This is a genomic window from Streptomyces sp. NBC_01450, from assembly GCF_036227505.1.
GTDB lineage: Bacteria > Actinomycetota > Actinomycetes > Streptomycetales > Streptomycetaceae > Streptomyces.
Genome location: NZ_CP109480.1, coordinates 9771304 through 9788191, shown reverse-complemented (window position 1 = coordinate 9788191; position 16888 = coordinate 9771304). Strand labels below are relative to the sequence as shown.

Genomic DNA, 16888 nt, shown 5'->3' with positions numbered 1-16888 from the left:
GCGTCGACGTGCCGCAGGCACAAGGGAGATCGCGTCATGGCGGAGACGACAGGGGCCGTGCTGCCCAAGGGGTTCCGGAGCGCGGAGCTGGGCTGGCCCGAGCTGCACCGCATCCCCCGCCCGCCCTACCGGCTCCCCCTCGTCGGGGATGTGATCGGGGCGCACGTCCGCTCTCCGGTGCAGGACTCGATGCGATTCGGGCGCCGGCTCGGGCCGATCTTCCGGCGCAAGGGCTTCGGCAAGGAGATCGTGTTCGTGTGGGGCGCCGAGCTCGCGGCCGAGCTGGCGGAGGAGACACGGTTCGCCAAGCACGTCGGCCTCGGGGTCGCCAACCTCCGGCCGGTCGCCGGGGACGGTCTGTTCACGGCGTACAACCACGAACCGAACTGGCAACTGGCCCACGACGTCCTCGCTCCGGGCTTCAGCCGTGAGGCCATGGAGGGCTACCACCCGATGATGCTCGCCGTGACCGAGCGGCTCATGGAGCGCTGGGACGGGGAACGCGCGGCGGGCCGGGCGGTGGACGTACCCGGCGACATGACGAAACTGACACTGGAGACCATCGCCCGCACCGGCTTCGGCCACGACTTCGGCTCCTTCGAGCGCTCCAGGCCGCACCCGTTCGTCACCGCGATGGTAGGCACCCTGACCTACGCGCAGCGCCTCAACGTGCTCCCCGCACCACTGGCTCCGGTACTGCTGCGCGGGGCCACCCGGCGCAACGAGGAGCACGTGGCGTACCTCAACCAGACGGTCGACGCCGTCGTCGCGGCCCGTCAGCACTCCTCCGGCGAGGGTGACCTGCTCGACCGGATGCTGGAGACCGCCCATCCCGAGACCGGGGAGCGGCTGACGCCCGAGAACATCCGACGCCAGGTGATCACCTTCCTGATCGCCGGCCACGAGACGACCTCGGGCGCGCTCTCCTTCGCCCTGCACTATCTCGCCCAGCACCCGGACGTCGCCGCCCGCGCACGGGCCGAGGTGGACCGGGTCTGGGGCGACACCCTCCTGCCCGCCTACGACCAGGTCGCCAAGTTGCGCTACGTCCGCCGGGTCCTCGACGAGTCGCTACGGCTGTGGCCGACGGCGCCCGGCTTCGCGCGCGAGGCCCGCGAGGACACCGTGCTGGGCGGGGTCCACCCGATGCGGACGGGTGCCTGGACCCTGGTCCTGACGACGCTGCTGCAGCGCAACCCGGAGGTATGGGGCGCGAACGCCGAGGAATTCGACCCGGACCGCTTCGACCCGGGGGCCGTACGGTCCCGGCCCGCCCACACCTTCAAGCCGTTCGGCACCGGGGCGCGGGCCTGCATCGGCCGGCAGTTCGCGCTGCACGAGGCGACCCTCGTCCTGGGCCTGCTGCTGCGCCGCTACGAGCTGCGGCCCGAGCCGGACTACCGGCTGCGGATCGCCGAGCGGCTGACGCTGATGCCGGAGGGGCTGCGGCTGCACCTCGAAGACCGGGCACCCGCGCCGGACTCCGTGTCACTGCGTCCAGTGGCCCGGGCGGGTGACTGACCGCGGCAGCCTGGTCCCGGCACTGCCTCGGGCCGCGTTCAGCTGGGGCTGGGTCAGGAAGAACGCGTCCGTCAGGTCCGCGTCCGTCAGATCGGTGTCGCGCAGATCGGCGCCGATCAGGTCCGCGCCGCGCAGATCGGCGCCGGTGAGGTCGGCGGCGATGAGGTAGGCGCCGCGCAGGTTGGCACCCCGCAGGTCAGCGCCCTTGAGGCGGGCACCCATGAGGTCGGCGCCGCGACGCTCCTTCTTCTTGCCGCGGCCGACCCCGGCGCGCACGAGTTCGCTGGTCCGCAGCAGGAGGGGGTTGACCTGCTGCCGGTGTGCGTTGACATCCAACTCCCCCAGCTCCTGGGGGGATTGGTCCGTCAGCCGTTGCGTCTCCGCGAGGGCGCGGCGGATGTCGGCGTGGATCGGGCGGGCCGCGGGGAGGGTCAGGGCCTCGTTCAGGTACCAGAGCAGTTCGTGCAACTGGCGGACGACCGGAAACACGTCGAACATCTGCTGGGCCCGCTCTCGCGAGCCCGTGTGCCAGTCCTGGCCGCCGAAGGTGACCTGGGAGACCTGCTGTCCGGCGCCGAAACAGTCGTACACCGTGCATCCGCTGAAGCCCTTCTGCCTCAGCTGGGTGTGAATCCCGCACCGGGAGTCCGCCCGCAGGTTCTGGCAGGGCTTTCCGGCGGGCTTGTCGATCGCGAAGTCCGTCGAGCGGGTGAAGGGCAGGGCGACACAGCACAGCCCGAAACACCGACCGCAGTCGGCCCGCAACTCAAGGAGCCGGTCGTCGACTGCCGTTCCGCTGTCTTCTCGCATGTGACCAGCGTACTGAGCCGATGAGGGTGCCCCGTGCGTGCCAGCGCTCATAAGGAGCGCGGGGAACTGCGCGACAAGCCCCCACCCGCCCGCACACAGGGAACACACCGGGGGTTTGGGGGCGGAGCCCCCAAGTGGGGAGGGGACGGGTAGGGGCGGCGGGGGCGAGGAACCGGAGGTCAGACCTCGTCGCGTGTCAGCGCCAGCAAACGGTCCAGGACGCGCGGCCCGCCGACCCGTACGCCGTCGTGCTCGAACTCGTTCGTCACCCAGGTCCGCAGACCACCGATGGCACGGGCCGTGCGCAGGGAGTGCTCCGGGTCGACGTACATGTCGTCGTGGTAGACCGCCGCGGCCACCGGCACCTCGTTGGCGGCGAGGCGGGCGGGGTCGTACAGCGGCCGCCAGTCGGTGCGGGCGGCGAGTTCCTCGGCGGTCTCGCGGAGGGGACGCAGCGCGGGGTCGGTGTCGAACAGCCAGGGGTGCACGGACTCGCCGGTGAACAGCAGCGGTCCGTCGTCCGCGAGAGCCTTCGCCGCGTCGAACTGCGGGAACTCGGCGCGCACCCGCTCGGCGGACCAGGCGGTCGGCCTCTCACCCTGGGCGTAGCAGGCCTCGTGGACGAGCGCGTACAGCGGGTGGCCGGCGTAGGAGAGGAGGCCCTGCACCTCCTCCTGGAAGGCGTCGGAGAGGGCCGGGCCCTGCGGGGTGCGGACGAAGGCCTCCTCGAGGAGGTAGTGCAGGCGGTGGCTGCCCTCACCGCCGCCGAGGAGGATGCCCAGGGACTGGAAGGCCTCGACGGTCAGGCGGTAGCCGTTGCTCAGGACCGGTTCGTGGCGAACCAGGTGCTCGGCGATCTGGCGGGCCCGCTCGATGTCCTGGGGGTAGCGCGCGTAGTGTGCCGCGACCTTGCGTTCGATACGGGGATACGCGGCCCGGTACACGTCGTCCGCGTGCGCGTCGAGGGAGGGCAGGCCGCCGGTGATCAGGGCCGCGCGCAGGCCTTCGGGCGCCGTCGAGAGGTAGTGCACGGCGCAGAAGCCGCCGAAGCTCTGGCCGAGTACGGTCCAGGGGGCGCCGCCGGTGAGACGGGGGCGGATGGCCTCGCAGTCGCGGACGATGGAGTCGGCGCGGAAGTGCGCGAGGTAGTCGGCCTGCGCGCCGGGGCCGCCGCGCAGCGGAAGCGTCTGGCGATTGGCGGGCGTGGAGTGGCCGGTGCCGCGCTGGTCGAGCAGCAGCACCCGGAACTCCTTCAGCGCGCGGCCGAGCCAGGCCTGCTTGCCGACGAAGCGGTTGGCGCCGAAGCCGGGACCACCTTGGAGGTAGACCAGCCAGGGGAGGTCCTGGCACGCCTTCTCGCTCGCGACGACCTCGCGGGCGAACAGTTCGATGCTCTCCCCCGCCGGGTCGTCGTGGTCGAGGGGCACGGTGAAGCGGTGGTCGGTGAGGACGACACCGGGCTGGCGGTAGCTGACGGTCAACAGTGCTCCCGAGACGTACGGATCCAGGCTGCGTCCCAGTTGAGCACATGATCGCCGACCCGCCGAGACCGGGGATCAAGAAAGTCGTACTGAATGGTGGCTCAGCAGTCCGGGCCGCGCGGACCGTGCCGCGCGTCAGCGCGCCGACAGGCTGGAGCGGCGCACCACCAGCTCGGGCTGGAGCACCACGCGCCGGTGTTCGTGCGGGGTGGGCGCCGTCTCGGCCTCGGTCTCCTCCAGCAGCAGTTCGGCGGCGAGGGCGCCCATGGTCATCGCGGGCTGCCGTACGGAGGTGAGCGGGACGGCCGCCGCGGCGGCGAACTCGATGTCGTCGTAGCCGACGATCGCGAGGTCGTCCGGGACACCGACGCCCGCCGCGTACATGGCCTGCAGGACGCCGAGCGCGAGCAGGTCGTTGGCGCAGAAGACGGCGGTCGGGCGCTCGGCGAGGCCCAGCAGCCGGGCGCCCGCGTCGCGGCCCGCGGCCACGTCGAGGCGCTCGGTGGGCAGCTCCCGCATCGCGGTGGGCGGGAGGCCGGCCTCGGCGAGCGCGTTCAGGGCGCCCACGCGGCGGTCCCTGACCTGGTTGAGGCCGGGCGGCCCGCTGACGTACGCGATCGATCGATGGCCCGCGTCGACGAGATGCCGTACGGCCAGCGCGCCGCCCGCCACGTCGTCGACCGAGACCGAGCACTCGGTGGTGCCCTCGGCCACCCGGTCGACCAGGACGAAGGGGATGCCGTTGCGGCGGAACGCCGCGATGTTGCGCCCGGTCGCGTCGGCGGGCGTCAGCAGCACGCCGCGCACCCGCTGCTCGGCGAAGAGCGACAGATAGTCGGCCTCCTCGCCGGCGCTCTGCGCGCTGTTGCAGACCATCACGCCGAGCCCGGCGTCCCGCGCGGCGCGCTCGGCACCGCGGGCCACGTCCACGAAGAAGGGGTTGCCCATGTCGAGGACGAGCAGGCCCATGATCCGGCTGCGCCCGGCCCGCAGCTGGCGTGCGGACTCGCTGCGGACGTAGCCGAGCCGGTCTATGGCCGACTGGACACGGGCCCGGGTCTCCGAGGCCACGGTGTCCGGACGGTTGATGACGTTGGAGACCGTGCCCACGGAGACTCCGGCGGCGCGGGCGACGTCCTTGATACCCACCGACTGGGCCATCAGGCAGGAACCTCCAAGGGAATGAGAAGCGGCGGGTGGGTCTTCACATTACCCGCGAGTCCGCCGGCTTCGGTGGTCATGCGGGCAGCCGGAAATCGACGACGTGGAGCGCCGAAGGCGTGGTCCCGCTGGACTTCTCCTGGTACATGACCGACAGCGTCCCGTCCTGCGTGACGCGCGTCTCGTCGATCACCACCTCGCCGAAGGCGTTGAGGCCGCCGCCGTCGTACAGGAGGCTCCAGTCCGTGTACCCGGAGGACTTCGAGGCGCCCGCGATCCGGCCGAAGGGCATGATCGCGTAGGCGTTGTCGTACGTGTCCAGGATCAGCCTGGTGCGCTGGCTGGAGCCGAGCGCGATCGGGATCTCGGTCTTGGTCCAGCTGCCCGAGGCGTTCTTGCGGAGGTGGAAGGCGCGGCCGTTGTTCGTCCGGTCGGTGACGTAGTCGGTGGTGCACTGGCCGAAGCGGCCGGGCACATAGCTGATGATCGCGTGCGGCAGGCCGGCGGAGTCGGTGGTCTGGCTCTCCTGGTTCATCAGGGAGTGGTCGGGGTTGAGCGCGTCGACGACGAGCCCGGCGTCGGTGACGGCCACCGTGTCGGAGCCGCCCGTGGTGCCGACGACGGTGCCCGCGTCGTTGCGCCAGGTGCGGCCGCGGTCGGTCGAGTAGACGTAGCCGGTGTCGTGGTTGGTGATGCCGCCGCCGTTGCACATCACGGCGCCGTTCTGCTCGCGCCAGGTGAAGAAGGCGTGCAGGCGTCCGTCGACGTCGTAGTCGATGCCGTGCAGGTACATGTTGCGGGCGGTGCTGGAGCCGTGCTCGCTGGTGTATGTGCCGGTCGAGCCGGACCACTCCCCGAGAGCGGTCCAGGCCGAGCCGTCGTACTCCGCGAGGGCGTTGCGCCCGTTTCCGGAGATGCCCACGCGGTAGCTCAGCTGGAGCTTGCCTTCGGGCGTGGAGATGAACTGGGGGTAGGTGAACTGTGTCGTGAGCGCGAGCCCGTCCAGCGAGGTCTGTACGGCTCCGAAGACCGCGGAGGTCCAGGCGGTGGAGGCGGGACTGTCGAGCAGCCCGGCCACCGACTTCACGTAGAAGAAGCCGTCGCTGTGGGAGTCCATGTTGAGGTGCAGCCGGCCGTCGGTCCTCGACACGCCCATGGAGATCACGTTGTGCGAGTCGGAGCTCTTGAGCTGGTGTCCGAGCTTGACCGTCGACCAACTCGTCGCGCCGAGCGCCCGGCGGGCGACGACCGCGCTGCGGTCGGTGGTGTACCAGACGGCGTACTGGTAGCCCTTGTAGGTCAACAGCCCGTTCTTCTGGAACGAGTTGTTGTTGACCAGGCCGTCGTACGACACGAAGTACAGCGCCTGGGCGTCCAGTCGGCTACTGCCGGTGAGGGTGACCGAAGGCCCGGGATCGGCCGCGCGAGCCGGACCGGCGGCGGCTCCGGGGCCCGCCACGCCGGTCAGCACGGCGGTGGCCAGCAGGGTGCGTCTCTTCATGTGCGGGGCTCCTGAGTGGGGCTTCGCGCGGGTATCAGCAGGTGTCAGCGAGTGTCGGCGGGTGTCAGGCGAGATGGAAGACCTCGGTGAGGGGCTTCATGGCCTCGTCGGGTCTGGCGCCGTCCAGCGATTCGAAGAACGGCGCCATCTCCGCCTGCCAACGGGCATTGATGTCGGTGGCTTCCATGCCGGCCTGCGCGGCCGCGAAGTCCTCGGTCTCCAAGTAGCCGACCAGCAGGCCGTCCTCGCGCAGGAAGAGCGAGTAGTTGTGCCAGCCGGTGGCCGAGAGCGCGTCGAGCATCTCGGGCCACACGGCGGCGTGCCGCTCACGGTACTCGTCGAGGCGGTCCGCACGGACCTTCAGCAGAAAGCACACACGCTGCATCAAGGAATCCCCGGATCCTAGAAGTTGAACTGGTCGATGTTCTTGGCGTTGAAGACGGTCGGCTTGCCCAGGTTGATCACGCCGTCCTTGCCGATGGTGAACGAGCCCATGTCACCGGCCTTGAAGGTCTCGCCCTCGGCGCCGGTGATCTGTCCCGAGGACAGCGCCACGGCCGTACGCGCGGCGAGCTCGCCGAGCTTCGCCGGGTCCCACAGCTCGAAGGCGTCGACGGTGCCGTTCTTGACGTACTTGCGCATGTCGTTGGGGGTGCCGAGGCCGGTCAGCTTGACCTTGCCCTTGTACTTGGAGCCGGACAGGTACTGGGCCGCGGCCTTGATACCGACGGTGGTCGGGGAGATGATCCCCTTGAGGTTCGGGTGCTCCTGGAGCAGGCCCTGGGTCTGCTGGAAGGACTGCTGGGCGTCGTCGTTGCCGTAGGCGACCTTGACCAGCTTGACGTCCTTGTACTTGGGGTCCTTCAGCTCCTCCTTCATGAAGTCGATCCAGGCGTTCTGGTTCGTCGCGGTCTGCGCGGCGGACAGGATCGCGATCTCGCCCTTGTAACCGATCTGCTCGGCGAGCAGCTGGACCTCGGTACGGCCCAGGTCCTCGCCACTGGCCTGCGACACGAAGGCGTTGCGGCACTCGGGCTTCGTGTCGGAGTCGTACGTGACGACCTTGATCTTGTTGCTCATGGCCTGCTTGAGCGCGGTGCACAGGGCACCCGGGTCCTGCGCGGACACGGCCATCGCGTTGACCTGCTGCTGGGTGAGCGTGTTGACGTAGCTCACCTGGCCGGAGGTGTCGGTGGCGCTGCTGGGGCCGACCTCCTTGTACTTGGAGCCCAGTTCCGTCAGCGCCTTCTCGCCGCCCTTGTCCGCCGAGGTGAAGTAGGGGTTGTTGACCTGCTTCGGCAGGAAGCCGACCGTGAGGCCCTTCTTGGTGGCCGCGTTCGGGTCGGCCTTGCCGGTCGCGGCGGCCGAGCCGCCCTCGTTCTTCACGTCGTTCTTGGTGGTGCCGCCGCAGGCGGTGACGGCCAGGGCGAGCGAGGTCACGGCGGCGAGCGCCGCGCCGGTACGGCGGAGGGATGACTTGCGCATGGCGGGTTCCTTTTGACGGAGGTGAGTGCGGCGTGCGCCTGAAGGGGTGCGGGGCTTGTATCGGATGTGCGGCTCCGCCGCGTGGGCGGGACCGGGCACGGAGGTCCCGCGGTTCTCGAACGGTCTATGCGGCGGAGCGTGCCGCCCTGGCCACGGAGATCTGCCGCGCGACCCGGGGGCCGAGCACGGAGATGACGAGCAGAACGCCGGTGACGACGATCTGCGACTGAGCGGAGACGTTCAGGAGGCTCATCACGTTCTGCAGCGCGCCGAGCAGGAAGACTCCCGCGATCGCGCCGCCGAGTGTGCCCTTGCCACCGTCGAAGTCGATACCGCCGAGCAGGACCGCGGCGATGACGGAGAGCTCGAGGCCGGTGGCGTTGTCGTAGCGGGCGCTTGCGTAGTGCAGGGCCCAGAAGATGCCGGTGAGGGAGGCCATGAAGCCGGTGGCGACGAAGAGGATCAGCTTCTGCCGCTTGACGCGGATGCCGGCGAACCGCGCGGCCTCCTCGTTGGCGCCGATCGCGAACGACGAGCGTCCGAAGGGCGTGGCATGAAGTACTACCACCGCTGCCGCGAGGAGCACAAGGAAGGGAAGGAAGGCCTGCGGGACGAAGGTGTTCCCGATACGTCCGGAGGCGAAGTCCTGGTACTGCGCGGGGAAGTCGGTCACCGCGTCCGAGCCGAGCACGATCTGCGCGATGCCCCGGTAGGCGGCGAGCGTACCGATGGTGACGGCGAGGGACGAGAGCCCGAGCCGGGTCACCAGCAGACCGTTGACCAGCCCGCACACCACGCCGAGCAGCAGGCACAGCGGGATGATCGTCTCGATCGACATGCCCTGGTTCCACAGGGCGCCCATCACCGAGCCGGAGAGTCCCGCCGTGGAGGCGACGGAGAGGTCGATCTCCCCGGCCACCACGAGCAGGGTCATCGGCAGCGCGATCAGCGCGATGGGCAGCGTGTTGCCGATCAGGAACGACAGGTTGAGCGCGTTGCCGAACCCGTCCACGAACCCGAAGGAGAACAGCAGCACGACGATGAGGAGGGCGCCGACGGCCGTGTCCCAGCGGACGGCGCGCGCGAGGGACGAGTCAGCCATGGCGGGCGTTCCTCTTCTTCAGTGCGGAGGCCACGCGCAGCGCGACGACCCGGTCGACCGCGATGGCGAGGATGAGCAGAATGCCGTTGATGGCGAGCACCCACACGGAGCTGACGCCGAGCGCGGGCAGCACGCTGTTGATCGAGGTGAGCAGCAGCCCGCCGAGCGCCGCGCCGTAGACGCTGCCGGAGCCGCCGGTGAAGACGACACCACCGACCACGACCGCGCTGACGACGGTGAGTTCATAGCCGGTGCCGGTGCCGGAGTCGACGTTGCCGAACCGGGCGAGGTACAGGGCGCCCGCGAGGCCGGTGAGGCCGCCGCAGAGGATGTACGCGGCCAGGATCCGCTTGCGGACGGGGATGCCGGCGAGCCGGGCGGCCTCCGGGTTGGAGCCCAGCGCGTACAGCTCGCGACCGCTGCCGAAGTGCTTGAGGTAGTACGCGGTGACCACCAGCACGGCCAGCGCGATCAGGGCGAGATACGGGACCGCCGAGATGCCGCCGGAACCGAAGTCGACGAAGCCGCCGGGCAGGTCGGCCGCGGTGATCTGGCGGGAGCCGACCCAGATGGAGTCGACGCCGCGGATGATGTAGAGCGTGCCGAGGGTGACGACCAGCGCGGGCACCTGGCCGAGGCTGACCAGCAGACCGTTGACCAGCCCGCAGCCGATGCCGAGCAGGACGGCGAGGAACACCGCGACGACGGGGTTGCCGCCGCCGTGCAGATAGGTGCCGGCCGCGAAGGCGCTGATGCCGAGTATGGAGCCGACCGACAGGTCGACGTTCCGCGTGATCACGACCAGCGACTGCCCGGTGGCGACCAGCACCAGGATGGTCGCGTTCAGCAGCAGGTCCTTGATGCCCTGCTCGGACAGGAACTCGCTGTTGCCCATCTGGGTGATGGCGATCATCACCAGGAAGACGACCAGGATGGCGAGTTCGCGCATCTTGAAGACGCGGTCCACCAGCCGGGTGCCGCTCGACTTGGGCACCTCGGCGGCGGGGGCGGGATTGGGTGCGGTCACCGTCATGCGGCGGCCCTCCGGGGGATGTTCGGGGTCTGACGGTCGGCCGTCCCGTCCGCTGCCGGTGCCGGTGCCGGTGCCGCGCCGAGGGTGACGTTCCTGGTGGCGGTCATGCGGCGGCCCTCCCCGTCGCGGCGGCCATCACGGTCTCCTCGGTGGCTTCGGACCGGGATATCTCGGCGGTGAGCCGGCCCTCGTGCATCACCAGCACGCGGTCGGCCATGCCGAGGATCTCGGGCAGGTCGGAGGAGATCATCAGGACGGCCACCCCGTCGGCGGCCAGCGCGGAGAGCAGCCGGTGCACCTCGGCCTTCGTGCCGACGTCGATGCCCCGGGTGGGCTCGTCGACGATCAGCACCTTGGGGCCGGTGGCCAGCCACTTGGCGAGGACGACCTTCTGCTGGTTGCCGCCGGAGAGCGTGGAGACGGTGTCCGCGATCCGGGCGTACTTCACCTGGAGTCTGACCGCCCAGTCGAGGGAGCGGCTGCGTTCGGCGCCGCGGTCCACCAGCCCCGCCTTGACGGTCGTACGCAGCCCGGTGAGCCCGATGTTGCGTTCGATGGACATGTCCATCACCAGGCCCTGGGCGCGCCGGTCCTCGGGGACGAGGGCAAGCCCGGCGGCCATGGCCGTGGAGGGCGCCCCGTTCGTCAGTGACTTCCCGTCGACCTCGACCTCTCCGGCGTCCCAGCGGTCGACGCCGAAGACGGCCCGGGCGACCTCCGTACGCCCGGCGCCGACGAGTCCGGCGAGACCGACGATCTCACCGCGCCGCACGTCGAAGGAGATGTCGGTGAAGACACCCTCGCGGGTCAGCCGGCGCACGCTCAGTGCGACCTCGCCCGCCTCGACGTCCTGCTTGGGGTAGAGCTCGTCGAGGTCACGGCCGACCATCCGGCGTACGAGGTCGTCCTCGGTCATTCCGTCGATGAGCTCGCTGGAGATCCAGGCCCCGTCACGCAGGGTCGTGACCCGCTGGCAGATCTGGAAGATCTCCTCCAGACGGTGCGAGATGAACAGCACCGCGGAGCCCTGCTCCCGCAGGGTGCGGACGACACCGAAGAGGCGGGCCACCTCGCTGCCGGTGAGGGCGGCGGTGGGCTCGTCCATGATCAGGACGCGGGCGTCGAAGGAGAGCGCCTTGGCGATCTCGACGATCTGCTGGTCGGCGATGGACAGTCCGCGCGCCGGGCGGTCGGGGTCGAGTTCGACGCCGAGTCGCTTCATCAGGGCGGCGGTCGCCGCGTGGGTGGCCTTGTGGTCGATACGGCCGAGGGCGCGCCGGGGCTGGCGGCCCATGAAGATGTTCTCCGCGATCGACAGGTCGGGGAAGAGGGTGGGCTCCTGGTAGATCACCGCGATGCCCGCGTCGCGGGCGTCGGCGGGACCGTGGAAGACGGTGGGCTCACCGTCCAGCAGCACCTGGCCGGCGTCCGGTCGGTGCACGCCGGCGAGCGTCTTGATGAGGGTCGACTTGCCCGCGCCGTTCTCGCCGGCGAGAGCGTGCACCTCGCCGGGGAACAGTTCCAGGGACACGTCCCGCAGGGCGCGTACCGCGCCGAAGGACTTGGAGATGTCCTCCAGCGCCAGTACGGGGGCCGGACCCGCGTCGGACCGGTGGGTCATGTGAGCTCCTCAACGACGCGGGCGGAGAGGCCTCACGACGTCGTGAAAGGTTTCAACTAGGTTGCCGGGACGTTAGGCAGGTTGCCCAGGTCACGTCAATGGGTTCGGATCGAAATTTTCGATAGCAGAAGGTCACAACCGAGTCACGGAGGCCGGTCTCCGCTCAGGGGGTTGACACGCCTGCGGAGGGCTCATAACTTCGGCGCTCTGAATCGTTTCAGATCGTTTCAGGCGGAAGAGCTGTTCCGATCAGGCAGAAGCGCAGTTCGGATCCGACTCCACAAGCCGTTCGAAACCGAAGCCACACCCGAATCACACCCGAAGTCACAGGAGCCCCGAAGTGACCGAGCTCGCCGCGGTGAAGACCGCCCTGAAGACCCAGGCAGTAGAGACGCCCTCGTGGGCGTACGGGAACTCGGGAACCCGCTTCAAGGTGTTCGCGCAGCCCGGAGTCCCGCGCAATCCGCGCGAGAAACTGGACGACGCCGCCCAGGTGCACGCCTTCACGGGAGCCGCGCCGACCGTCGCTCTGCACATCCCCTGGGACAAGGTCGACGACTACGGTGCGCTGGCGAAGTACGCGCAGGAGCGCGGCCTGAGGCTGGGCGCGATCAACTCCAACACTTTCCAGGACGACGACTACAGGCTCGGCTCCATCTGCCACCCGGAGGCCGCCGTCCGCCGGAAGGCCGTCGATCACCTGCTCGAGTGTGTCGACATCATGGACGCGACGGGTTCCAAGGACCTGAAGCTCTGGTTCGCCGACGGTACGAACTATCCCGGTCAGGACGACATCCATGAGCGCCAGGACCGGCTGGCCGAGGGCCTGGCCCAGGTCTACGAGCGGCTCGGGGACGACCAGCGGATGCTGCTGGAGTACAAGTTCTTCGAGCCCGCCTTCTACATGACGGACGTCCCGGACTGGGGCACGGCGTACGCGCACTGCCTCAAGCTCGGCCCCAAGGCGCAGGTCGTCGTCGACACCGGGCACCACGCGCCCGGCACCAACATCGAGTTCATCGTCGCGACGCTGCTGCGCGAGGGGAAGCTCGGCGCGTTCGACTTCAACTCCCGGTTCTACGCCGATGACGACCTGATGGTGGGGGCGGCCGATCCCTTCCAGCTGTTCCGGATCATGTACGAGGTGATCCGGGGCGGTGGCTTCACTCCGGACGTCGCCTTCATGCTCGACCAGTGCCACAACATCGAGGCGAAGATCCCGGCGATCATCCGTTCCGTGATGAACGTGCAGGAGGCGACGGCCAAGGCACTGCTCGTGGACGGTGCGGCGCTGGCCGACGCTCAGCGTGCGGGGGACGTGCTCGCCGCGAACGCGGTGATCATGGACGCGTACAACACCGATGTACGGCCGTTGCTGGGTGAGGTGCGGGAGGAGTTGGGGCTGGACGCGGATCCCGTCTCGGCGTACCGCCGGTCCGGGTGGGCGGAGAAGATCGCGGCGGAGCGGGTGGGTGGGCAGCAGGCGGGGTGGGGGGCGTGAGCGGCTGAGTCTCGTCCGCCTGGTTCGGCTCGTCGCAGGCCGCGGGCCGGATGTGGCTGGTCGCGCCCACGCGGCGGAGCCGCAAAATGTCACGCCCCGCGCCCCTGACGGGGCGCTCAGCACAGGTATGTCACCTCTCTTCACTCTTCTTTTCTCTAAGGACCAAGAACATGGCATCCCATCCCGAAGCCGCCGCTCTGTTGGCCCGTTCGCACCGGCTCGGTGCTGATCCTCGTAACACCAACTACGCGGGCGGCAACACCTCCGCCAAGGGCACCGACACGGATCCCGTGACCGGGGGTGATGTCGAGCTGATGTGGGTGAAGGGATCGGGCGGTGACCTCGGGACGCTGACCGAGGCAGGCCTCGCCGTGCTGCGGCTTGACCGGCTGCGGGCGATGACGGAGGTCTACCCGGGGGTGGAGCGCGAGGACGAGATGGTCGCTGCGTTCGACTACTGCCTGCACGGCAAGGGCGGCGCGGCCCCGTCCATCGACACGGCGATGCACGGGCTGGTGGACGCGGCCCATGTCGACCATCTGCACCCCGACTCGGGTATCGCGCTGGCCTGTGCGGCGGACGGCGAGAAGCTGACCGCCGAGTGTTTCGGCGACAGTGTGGTGTGGGTGCCGTGGCGCCGCCCGGGCTTCCAGCTGGGTCTGGACATCGCGGCGGTCAAGGAGGCCAACCCGCGGGCGATCGGCTGCGTCCTGGGCGGGCACGGCATCACGGCGTGGGGTGACACGGCCCAGGAGTGCGAGCGCAACTCGCTGCACATCATCCGCACCGCCGAGGCGTTCCTCGTCGAGCGTGGCAAGGCGGAGCCCTTCGGGCCCGCCGTCGAGGGGTACAGGGCCCTGGAGGCCGCCCCGCGCCGGGAGCGGGCCGCGGCGCTGGCGCCGTACATCCGGGCCATCGCCTCCCAGGACAGGCCGCAGGTCGGCCACTTCACCGACTCCGATGTCGTCCTCGACTTCCTCGCGAGCGCCGAGCACCCGCGGCTCGCCGCGCTCGGCACCTCCTGCCCCGACCACTTCCTGCGGACCAAGGTCAGGCCGCTCGTCCTCGACCTGCCGCCGACCGTGGAACTGGACGCGGCGATCGCGCGGCTGAAGGAGCTTCACGGCGAGTACCGCGAGGAGTACGCCGCCTACTACCAGCGGCACGCCGACGCCGACTCCCCCGCGATGCGCGGCGCGGACCCGGCGATCGTGCTGGTCCCCGGTGTCGGCATGTTCTCCTTCGGCAAGGACAAGCAGACCGCGCGGGTGGCCGGCGAGTTCTACGTCAACGCGATCAACGTGATGCGGGGCGCCGAGGCGGTCTCGACGTACGCGCCGATCGAGGAGTCGGAGAAGTTCCGCATCGAGTACTGGGCGCTGGAGGAGGCCAAGCTCCAGCGGATGCCGAAGCCGAAGGCGCTCGCCACCCGGGTGGCGCTGGTGACGGGGGCGGGCAGCGGGATCGGCAAGGCGATCGCCGAGCGGCTCGTCGCCGAGGGCGCCTGCGTGGTGATCGCCGACCTGAACGCGGAGAACGCGGCCGAGGTCGCCACTTCGCTGGGCGGTCCCGACAAGGCCGTCGCCGTCACCGTCGACGTGACCTCCGAGGAGCAGATCGCCGAGGCCTTCGAGGCGGCGGTGCTCGCCTTCGGCGGTGTCGACCTGGTGGTGAACAACGCCGGTATCTCCATCTCCAAGCCGCTGCTCGAGACCACCGCGAAGGACTGGGACCTCCAGCACGACATCATGGCCCGCGGCTCCTTCCTCGTGTCGAGGGAGGCGGCGCGGGTGATGATCGCGCAAGGGCTGGGCGGTGACATCGTCTACATCGCGTCCAAGAACGCGGTCTTCGCGGGTCCGAACAACATCGCGTACTCCGCCACCAAGGCCGATCAGGCGCATCAAGTCCGGCTCCTTGCCGCCGAGTTGGGCGAGCACGGTATCCGGGTGAACGGCATCAACCCCGACGGGGTCGTGCGCGGCTCGGGCATCTTCGCGGGCGGCTGGGGCGCGCAGCGCGCGGCCACGTACGGCATCGAGGAGGAGAAGCTCGGCGAGTTCTACGCCCAGCGGACCATCCTCAAGCGCGAGGTGCTGCCCGAGCACGTGGCGAACGCCGTGTTCGCTCTGACGGGCGGGGACCTGACCCACACCACCGGTCTGCATGTCCCGGTCGACGCGGGTGTCGCGGCGGCATTCCTGCGATGAGCGAGTACGTGAAGAGCTTCGCCGCGGTCGACCTCGGCGCGTCCAGCGGACGCGTCATGGTCGGCCGCGTCGGCCCCGAGGCCCTGGAGCTGACGGAGGCGCACCGCTTCCCGAACCGGCCGGTGCGGGTTCCCGAGGGGCTGCGCTGGGACATTCTCTCGCTGTACGCGGGGGTGCTCGACGGACTGCGGGCGGCCGGGCAGGTCGACTCCGTCGGCATCGACAGCTGGGCCGTGGACTACGGCCTGCTGGACGCCGACGGAGCCCTGCTAGGCAACCCGGTGCACTACCGCGACGCCCGCACCGAGGGGGTCGCGGAGAAGGTGTGGGCCACCGTGCCCGCCGCCGAGCTGTACGCGACGACCGGGCTCCAGTACGCGCCCTTCAACACCCTGTACCAGCTCACGGCGGCCCGCTCGACGGCACAACTCGCCGCCGCTGAAAGGCTGTTGCTCGTTCCCGACCTGCTCGCGTACTGGCTCACGGGCGAGGCGGGCACAGAGGTCACCAACGCCTCGACCACCCAGCTCATCGATCCGCGCACCCGCGACTGGTCCCACGGCCTCGCGGACCGGCTGGGCATCGACCTCACGCTGTTCGCGCCGCTGCGGCAGCCGGGCGACCCGGCCGGGCTGCTGCTCCCGCGGGTCCTGGAGGAGACCGGGCTGAGGGGCCCGGTCCCGGTGACGACCGTCGGCTCGCACGACACCGCCTCCGCGGTGGCCGCCGTGCCGGCGGTGGGCGAACGGTTCGCGTACATCTGCACCGGCACCTGGTCCCTCGCGGGCCTGGAGCTGGAGCGGCCGGTCCTCACCGAGGCGAGCCGGGCGGCCAACTTCACCAATGAACTGGGGCTGGACGGCACGGTCCGCTATCTGCGGAACATCATGGGGCTGTGGCTGCTCCAGGAGTGTGTACGGGAATGGGGGCGGCCCGATCTGGGTGAGCTGCTGCGGGCCGCCGCCGAGGTGCCCGCGCTGCGGTCGGTGGTGGACGCGGGCGACGCCGCCTTCCTGGCACCCGGCCGGATGCCGGAGCGGATCGCCGACGCCTGCCGGGAGTCGGGACAGCCCGTGCCCGAGTCGCGCGCCGAGATCACCCGCTGCATTCTCGACTCGCTCGCGCTCGCCCATCGCCGGGCGATCCGCGAGGCCGAGGCTCTCGCCGACCACCCGGTCGACGTCGTCCACATCGTCGGCGGCGGCACCCGTAACGAGCTCCTGTGCCGACTGACCGCCGACGCCTGCGGACTGCCGGTCGTGGCGGGCCCGGCGGAAGCGGCCGCGCTCGGCAACGTCCTGGTCCAGGCCCGCGCACACGGTCTGGTCGGTGACCGTATGTCGATGCGGCGACTCCTCGCCCGTACGCAGCCGTTGCGGCGGTACGAGCCCCGGGGTGACGCGGCGGCCTGGCACTCCGCGGAGGACCGGCTCACCCGCGGGTGAACGGGAAGCTCACCCGC

13 protein-coding genes are annotated in these 16888 nt (G+C 70.2%); 4 read left to right on the top strand and 9 right to left on the bottom strand.

Annotated elements, in window-relative coordinates; translation table 11 throughout:
- Positions 1–36: 36 nt before the first annotated feature.
- Positions 37–1521 carry a cytochrome P450 gene (locus OG568_RS43675; protein ID WP_329535558.1) on the top strand — a complete coding sequence of 495 codons (1485 nt, stop codon included), beginning with the start codon at positions 37–39 and terminating at the stop codon, positions 1519–1521.
- Here OG568_RS43675 and OG568_RS43670 read toward each other — a convergent pair.
- The 9 genes from OG568_RS43670 to OG568_RS43630 all read right to left on the bottom strand — a co-directional run bounded on the left by OG568_RS43670 (position 1489) and on the right by OG568_RS43630 (position 11715).
- Complete coding sequence (locus OG568_RS43670) at positions 1489–2331, bottom strand: pentapeptide repeat-containing protein (RefSeq protein ID WP_329535557.1); 843 nt, start codon at positions 2329–2331, stop codon at positions 1489–1491. The two genes, OG568_RS43675 and OG568_RS43670, sit on opposite strands and share 33 nt — an antisense overlap.
- Positions 2332–2510: 179 nt before the next feature.
- Entirely contained in the window at positions 2511–3812 is a 1302-nt protein-coding gene (locus OG568_RS43665; protein ID WP_329535556.1) for an alpha/beta fold hydrolase, read from the bottom strand.
- A gap of 135 nt (positions 3813–3947) precedes the next feature.
- Positions 3948–4973, bottom strand: a complete 1026-nt coding sequence (locus OG568_RS43660) for a LacI family DNA-binding transcriptional regulator (RefSeq protein WP_266417968.1) — start codon at positions 4971–4973, stop codon at positions 3948–3950.
- Between the two features lie 76 nt (positions 4974–5049).
- Positions 5050–6474 (bottom strand): BNR repeat-containing protein, encoded by a 1425-nt coding sequence (locus OG568_RS43655; protein ID WP_329535555.1) that lies wholly within the window; start codon positions 6472–6474, stop codon positions 5050–5052.
- Positions 6475–6538: 64 nt separating this feature from the next.
- Entirely contained in the window at positions 6539–6859 is a 321-nt protein-coding gene (locus tag OG568_RS43650; protein WP_060899292.1) for an L-rhamnose mutarotase, read from the bottom strand.
- Between the two features lie 17 nt (positions 6860–6876).
- Entirely contained in the window at positions 6877–7959 is a 1083-nt protein-coding gene (gene rhaS, locus OG568_RS43645) for a rhamnose ABC transporter substrate-binding protein (RefSeq protein ID WP_266417962.1), read from the bottom strand.
- 124 nt (positions 7960–8083) lie between these two features.
- Positions 8084–9061 (bottom strand): ABC transporter permease, encoded by a 978-nt coding sequence (locus OG568_RS43640; RefSeq protein WP_266622086.1) that lies wholly within the window; start codon positions 9059–9061, stop codon positions 8084–8086.
- Positions 9054–10094, bottom strand: a complete 1041-nt coding sequence (locus tag OG568_RS43635; RefSeq protein WP_266579942.1) for an ABC transporter permease — start codon at positions 10092–10094, stop codon at positions 9054–9056. The genes OG568_RS43640 and OG568_RS43635 overlap by 8 nt, the downstream gene beginning before the upstream one ends.
- Positions 10095–10197: 103 nt before the next feature.
- On the bottom strand, positions 10198–11715 hold the full coding sequence (locus OG568_RS43630) for a sugar ABC transporter ATP-binding protein (protein WP_329535554.1): 1518 nt from the start codon (positions 11713–11715) through the stop codon (positions 10198–10200).
- Between the two features lie 340 nt (positions 11716–12055).
- Here OG568_RS43630 and rhaI point away from each other — a divergent pair, with 340 nt between their 5' ends.
- The 3 genes from rhaI to OG568_RS43615 all read left to right on the top strand — a co-directional run bounded on the left by rhaI (position 12056) and on the right by OG568_RS43615 (position 16871).
- Entirely contained in the window at positions 12056–13216 is a 1161-nt protein-coding gene (gene rhaI, locus OG568_RS43625) for an L-rhamnose isomerase (RefSeq protein ID WP_266579948.1), read from the top strand.
- Between the two features lie 170 nt (positions 13217–13386).
- Positions 13387–15426, top strand: coding sequence for a bifunctional aldolase/short-chain dehydrogenase (locus OG568_RS43620; protein WP_329535553.1), 2040 nt, complete (start codon positions 13387–13389; stop codon positions 15424–15426).
- Positions 15423–16871: a rhamnulokinase gene (locus tag OG568_RS43615; RefSeq protein ID WP_329535552.1), complete on the top strand. Its 1449-nt coding sequence runs from the start codon at positions 15423–15425 to the stop codon at positions 16869–16871. Before OG568_RS43620 ends, OG568_RS43615 begins: the two co-directional genes overlap by 4 nt.
- Positions 16872–16888: the final 17 nt, after the last annotated feature.

Bases quoted from the DNA above. Each gene is read 5' to 3' on its own strand.
- OG568_RS43675 (WP_329535558.1), top strand. From the start codon at position 37: ATGGCGGAGACGACAGGGGCCGTGCTGCCCAAGGGGTTCCGGAGCGCG.
- OG568_RS43670 (WP_329535557.1), bottom strand. From the start codon at position 2,331: ATGCGAGAAGACAGCGGAACGGCAGTCGACGACCGGCTCCTTGAGTTG.
- OG568_RS43660 (WP_266417968.1), bottom strand. From the start codon at position 4,973: ATGGCCCAGTCGGTGGGTATCAAGGACGTCGCCCGCGCCGCCGGAGTC.
- OG568_RS43655 (WP_329535555.1), bottom strand. From the start codon at position 6,474: ATGAAGAGACGCACCCTGCTGGCCACCGCCGTGCTGACCGGCGTGGCG.
- OG568_RS43650 (WP_060899292.1), bottom strand. From the start codon at position 6,859: ATGCAGCGTGTGTGCTTTCTGCTGAAGGTCCGTGCGGACCGCCTCGAC.
- rhaS (WP_266417962.1), bottom strand. From the start codon at position 7,959: ATGCGCAAGTCATCCCTCCGCCGTACCGGCGCGGCGCTCGCCGCCGTG.
- OG568_RS43640 (WP_266622086.1), bottom strand. From the start codon at position 9,061: ATGGCTGACTCGTCCCTCGCGCGCGCCGTCCGCTGGGACACGGCCGTC.
- OG568_RS43635 (WP_266579942.1), bottom strand. From the start codon at position 10,094: ATGACGGTGACCGCACCCAATCCCGCCCCCGCCGCCGAGGTGCCCAAG.
- OG568_RS43630 (WP_329535554.1), bottom strand. From the start codon at position 11,715: ATGACCCACCGGTCCGACGCGGGTCCGGCCCCCGTACTGGCGCTGGAG.
- OG568_RS43620 (WP_329535553.1), top strand. From the start codon at position 13,387: ATGGCATCCCATCCCGAAGCCGCCGCTCTGTTGGCCCGTTCGCACCGG.
- OG568_RS43615 (WP_329535552.1), top strand. From the start codon at position 15,423: ATGAGCGAGTACGTGAAGAGCTTCGCCGCGGTCGACCTCGGCGCGTCC.